Here is a 3,713-nt window from a genome sequence, read left to right as displayed (position 1 = left end):
TCCGCGTCCCCGTCACCCTGCTGCGCGGGGAGCACAGCGCGATCGTCTCCCCGCGCGCCTTCGCCGCCACCCGCGAACTGCGCCCGGACTTCCGCGCCGTCGAACTCAGCGGGCTCGACCACTACCTGCCCGAGGAGGACCCGCACACCGTCGCGGACGAGATCGTCCGCATGCTCGACCGGACGACGGGCTGACCCGCCCGCGCCCCGCCACCGAGAGGACCCGAGTCCCATGCCCCTGAACATCAAGGACCTCGCCGTCGCCGCCGACGGCTTCGGCCCCGGCGAGCGGATCCCGGACCGGCACGCCGCCGACCACGGCAACGCCGCCCCCGGGATCGAGATCACCGGAGTCCCCGCCGGCACGGCGGAACTCGCGCTGATCCTCCACGACCCCGACGCGCCGCTGCCGCACGGCTTCACCCACTGGGTGGTCTACGGCATCGACCCGGCCGCACCCGCCGTGCCCGCCCCCGGGCCCGTGCCCGGCGGCGCCGTCCGGGAGGGCCCCAACTCCCTTGGCGACCAGGCGTATACGGGACCCCAGCCGCCGCCGGGGCACGGCACCCATCACTACTATTTCTGGGTGTACGCCCTCGACACCCCGGTCGTGGGCGAGCCGTCGCGCGAGGAGTTCCTCGGCGCGTACGGCGATCGCGTCATCGAGCAGAACCGGCTCGTCGGCACGTACTCCGCCTGACGCACCCCGGGGCACACCCCACGAGCACAGAAGGGCGAGCGCATCGTGTCTGAAGGGCGGGAGCGGACCCCCGGCGTGGACAGCGCCAGGAGGGTGCTGAAGATCCTTCTCCTCTTCACCGAGAAGGGGCCGGAGCTGAGCGTGGAGGAGATCGCGCACTCCGTCGGGATCTCGGTCCCCTCCGCGTACCGGTTCGTCTCGCTGCTGCGCGAGATGGACATGGTGGAGGACAACGGCGGCGGCACGTACGTGCTCTCGCCGCGGATCTTCCTGCTGGCCCGCAGCGCGGAGCAGGCGTTCCCGGTCTCCCGGGTGCTCCGCCCGCTCGTCGAGCGGCTGTCGAAGGACACCGGCGAGGCGGCGCTCGTGATCCGGCGCGTGGGCGACTTCGCGACCTGTGTGGAGATGAGCCACCCCGAGCACACGATCCGGCTGTCGTTCGAGCCGGGGCAGATCATGAGCCTGCACCGCGGCGCCGGGCCCAAGGTGCTGCTCGCCGCGATGGGCGAGGCGTGGGCCCAGCGCTACTTCGACCGGCTGCGCCCCGCCCCCTCGGCCGCCGAGCGGGACGCGGTGCTGGCGGAGGTGCAGGCCGTGGCCGCGCAGGGGTGGTCCAAGAGCGAGGCGGAGGTCGACGAGGGAGTGTGGGCGGTGGCCGCGCCGATCGGGGTGGGCGAGAAGGTCGTCGCCGCGGTCACGGTCGCCGGGCCGCACTTCCGCATCGACGACGAGCGCGCCGGGCACATCACGGAGCGCGTCGTGGCCGCCGCGGCGGAGCTGTCCGACTCGCTCAGCACCTGGCGGCACTAGCGCCGCCCCCGGGGGGTGCCATCGTCGGCCTCGCGTGGCGCGGTGGCATCCCCCCGGGGCGGCGCCGTCAGCCGCCGGCCACGTTGCCCATGAGGGCCGAGAACGACGCGGGGTCGGTGTCGAAGCCCTGCACCACCGGGTGGAACGCCCAGGTGCCGGACTCCTCGCGGACGAACTCCGCGACGGTGGCGGCGGTGGCGGCGGGGACCGCGGCGAAGTCGTCGGCGGCCAGTTCCTCGTGGCCGTCGCGGACCTGCACGCGGGTGCCGGTCACCGCACCGAAGGTCAGCCGCCCGGCGCCCTGCTGGATCGCGACCCCGACGACGACGCGGGCGTACGCGGGGGCGATGCGCGCGAACTCCAGCGTCAGCACCTCGTCGGCGCCGAAGCCCTGGCCGGTCTGGCTGTGCCGCTGGAGGGTGATGGTGCCGTCGGGGGCGCGGCTGTCGAAGTGGACCAGGTAGGCCGGCTCGCCGTGCGGCTCTTCCGCGGTGTACGTCGCCGCGATCAGGTCCAGGTCGTGCGACGGCTCGCCGAGGGGACTGGGGTCCCACTTCAGCGCGATCTCGACCTTGCCGACACCCTTGTTGAGACCGGTCACCGGGCTCCCCTCTCCCGTACTCCTGCGTGCTCGCGTACAACTGCCCGGCGGCGTCCGCCGGTTGCCCCTATCGTGTCACGTCCGGCCCTTCGGGGCAGCGGCGTGCGGGGAGCGCGGGGCGGCATTCGGGGGTCGGAGCGCGCGGTGCCGCACGGGAGCGCCCGCGGCCGCGCGGCCCGCCTTGCGCGGCGGTTACACCAGAGGACCGGTCCACTGGCGCCGCGGCGCCGGATTGACGGTGCGTGTCCCGCGCGTCACGCTCGGGCCGTCCGCCACCCGTGTCCCCCGGCGGGCTCTCGGTACCCGTACGCCACCCCCACATGGCATTTCGGACTGTCATGTACGGGACAATCTGAAGGGAGCTCGAACACATGGCTTGCAGTACGAACTACCTCTGGCGCGGCGAGGCCACCTGGTTCTGCTGCGGCGCCGCCTGGGGCCCCTGCGGCTCCGCCGGCGGCGGCGCCTGCGGCAACTGCCGCTCCGCCTCGAACCACGGCGCCTGGCCCAACGCCTCCGCGGCCTGCTGGGACATCACCCGGCCCGACCTGTGCGGGGAGGGCGGCATCCCGCGGCGCGGCTGCGGCTCCGTCATGCGCGTCGTCCAGGAGTGCTCCAAGTCCGCCGTCTGCATCACCATCACCGACTGCGGCCCGCGCACCAAGAGCTTCTGCGGCGAGGCGGCCTGCTGCAACGGCGTCTGCCGCACCAACCGCATCCTGGACCTGACGCCCGCGGCGTACTCCCAGATCGCCAGCCTCAGCTCCGGCAAGACCGGTGTCTGGATCTACGAGTGACGGAGGCCCGGCCATGAACCGTACGACCGACTCGACGCTCGACCGGCGGCGCTTCCTGTCCGCCAGCGCACTCGGCGGTGCCACGGTCGTCGGCGCCACGGCGCTCGGCGCCGTGGACCCCGACGCCGCGTTCGCGGCGCCCACCCCGCCGCTCGACCCGGCGGTCGCGGAGACCTCGTTCGCCGAGGGCCTGATCACCGGCATCGACGGCGGCACCCTGCTGCACGTCAAGGGCTCCTACGGCGAGCGGCACCGCATCCAGCTCACCAACGCCACCAGCATCTGGAAGCTCCACCCCACCACCGCCGAGGACGTCGAGGCCGGCGACGGCCTCTACGCCCGCGGCCTGGAGATGCCCGACGGCACCATCGCCGCCGACGCGGTCTGGGTGAACATCGTCAACCTCGACGTCACCGTCCGCGGCATCGGCAAGGACCGGCTCGCCCTCGGTTACCACGGCGGCGAGCTGATCGGCCGCATCGTCCCGGGCCGTTCCACCGCCTCCTACGCGGGCGCCGCGCTCACCGACGACCTGTCGGGCGTGCGGATGGGGCAGCACGCGCTGGTGCTCGGCGCCTGGCGGCCCAAGGACGGGGCGGTCGACATCGCCAGGATCACGGTCGGGCACTGACCGCCGCGGCCCTATCGAGGACGGAGGCAGCATGATCGCACTGCTGGTCGGCGGCGTGCTCGGCTGGAGCGGGAGCACCAAGCTGTTCGGACGCAACACCCCGGTGCAGGCGTCGGGCACCGTACTGGAGCGCAAGCTCGGCGGGCTGCCGCGCGCCACGGTCGCGCTGCGCGCG

6 protein-coding genes are annotated in these 3,713 nt (G+C 73.8%); 5 read left to right on the top strand and 1 reads right to left on the bottom strand.

Annotated features, from left to right (window positions below; translation table 11 throughout):
• The 3 genes from H5J30_RS21715 to H5J30_RS37500 form a co-directional block, all read left to right on the top strand.
• Window positions 1–194: alpha/beta fold hydrolase (locus H5J30_RS21715; protein ID WP_181789059.1), on the top strand; the 194-nt coding region annotated here is incomplete at its 5' end.
• A gap of 37 nt (window positions 195–231) precedes the next feature.
• Complete coding sequence (locus tag H5J30_RS21710; protein WP_181789058.1) at window positions 232–699, top strand: YbhB/YbcL family Raf kinase inhibitor-like protein; 468 nt, start codon at window positions 232–234, stop codon at window positions 697–699.
• 45 nt (window positions 700–744) lie between these two features.
• Window positions 745–1,509 (top strand): IclR family transcriptional regulator, encoded by a 765-nt coding sequence (locus tag H5J30_RS37500; RefSeq protein WP_309505599.1) that lies wholly within the window; start codon window positions 745–747, stop codon window positions 1,507–1,509.
• Window positions 1,510–1,576: 67 nt separating this feature from the next.
• Here the strand turns inward: H5J30_RS37500 and H5J30_RS21700 are convergent, their stop codons facing one another.
• Complete coding sequence (locus tag H5J30_RS21700) at window positions 1,577–2,110, bottom strand: TerD family protein (protein ID WP_181789057.1); 534 nt, start codon at window positions 2,108–2,110, stop codon at window positions 1,577–1,579.
• Window positions 2,111–2,481: 371 nt separating this feature from the next.
• On the opposite strand from H5J30_RS21700, the gene H5J30_RS21695 reads away from it, so the two are divergent.
• Both H5J30_RS21695 and H5J30_RS21690 read left to right on the top strand, forming a co-directional pair.
• Complete coding sequence (locus H5J30_RS21695) at window positions 2,482–2,907, top strand: RlpA-like double-psi beta-barrel domain-containing protein (RefSeq protein ID WP_018837308.1); 426 nt, start codon at window positions 2,482–2,484, stop codon at window positions 2,905–2,907.
• 13 nt (window positions 2,908–2,920) lie between these two features.
• The gene (locus H5J30_RS21690; protein ID WP_181789056.1) at window positions 2,921–3,538 is read left to right on the top strand and encodes a cell wall protein; all 618 of its coding nucleotides are present in this window, start codon (window positions 2,921–2,923) and stop codon (window positions 3,536–3,538) included.
• The last annotated feature ends 175 nt before the right edge of the window (window positions 3,539–3,713 follow it).

The sequence above is a fragment of the Streptomyces phytophilus genome (assembly GCF_013870535.1).
GTDB lineage: Bacteria > Actinomycetota > Actinomycetes > Streptomycetales > Streptomycetaceae > Streptomyces > Streptomyces phytophilus.
Note: the sequence above shows the minus strand (reverse complement) of the source record. Positions and strands in the feature narration are given on the sequence as shown.

Excerpts from the sequence above, each read along its gene's own strand:
- H5J30_RS21710 (WP_181789058.1), top strand. The coding sequence starts at position 232 with ATGCCCCTGAACATCAAGGACCTCGCCGTCGCCGCCGACGGCTTCGGC.
- H5J30_RS21690 (WP_181789056.1), top strand. The coding sequence starts at position 2,921 with ATGAACCGTACGACCGACTCGACGCTCGACCGGCGGCGCTTCCTGTCC.
- H5J30_RS21695 (WP_018837308.1), top strand. The coding sequence starts at position 2,482 with ATGGCTTGCAGTACGAACTACCTCTGGCGCGGCGAGGCCACCTGGTTC.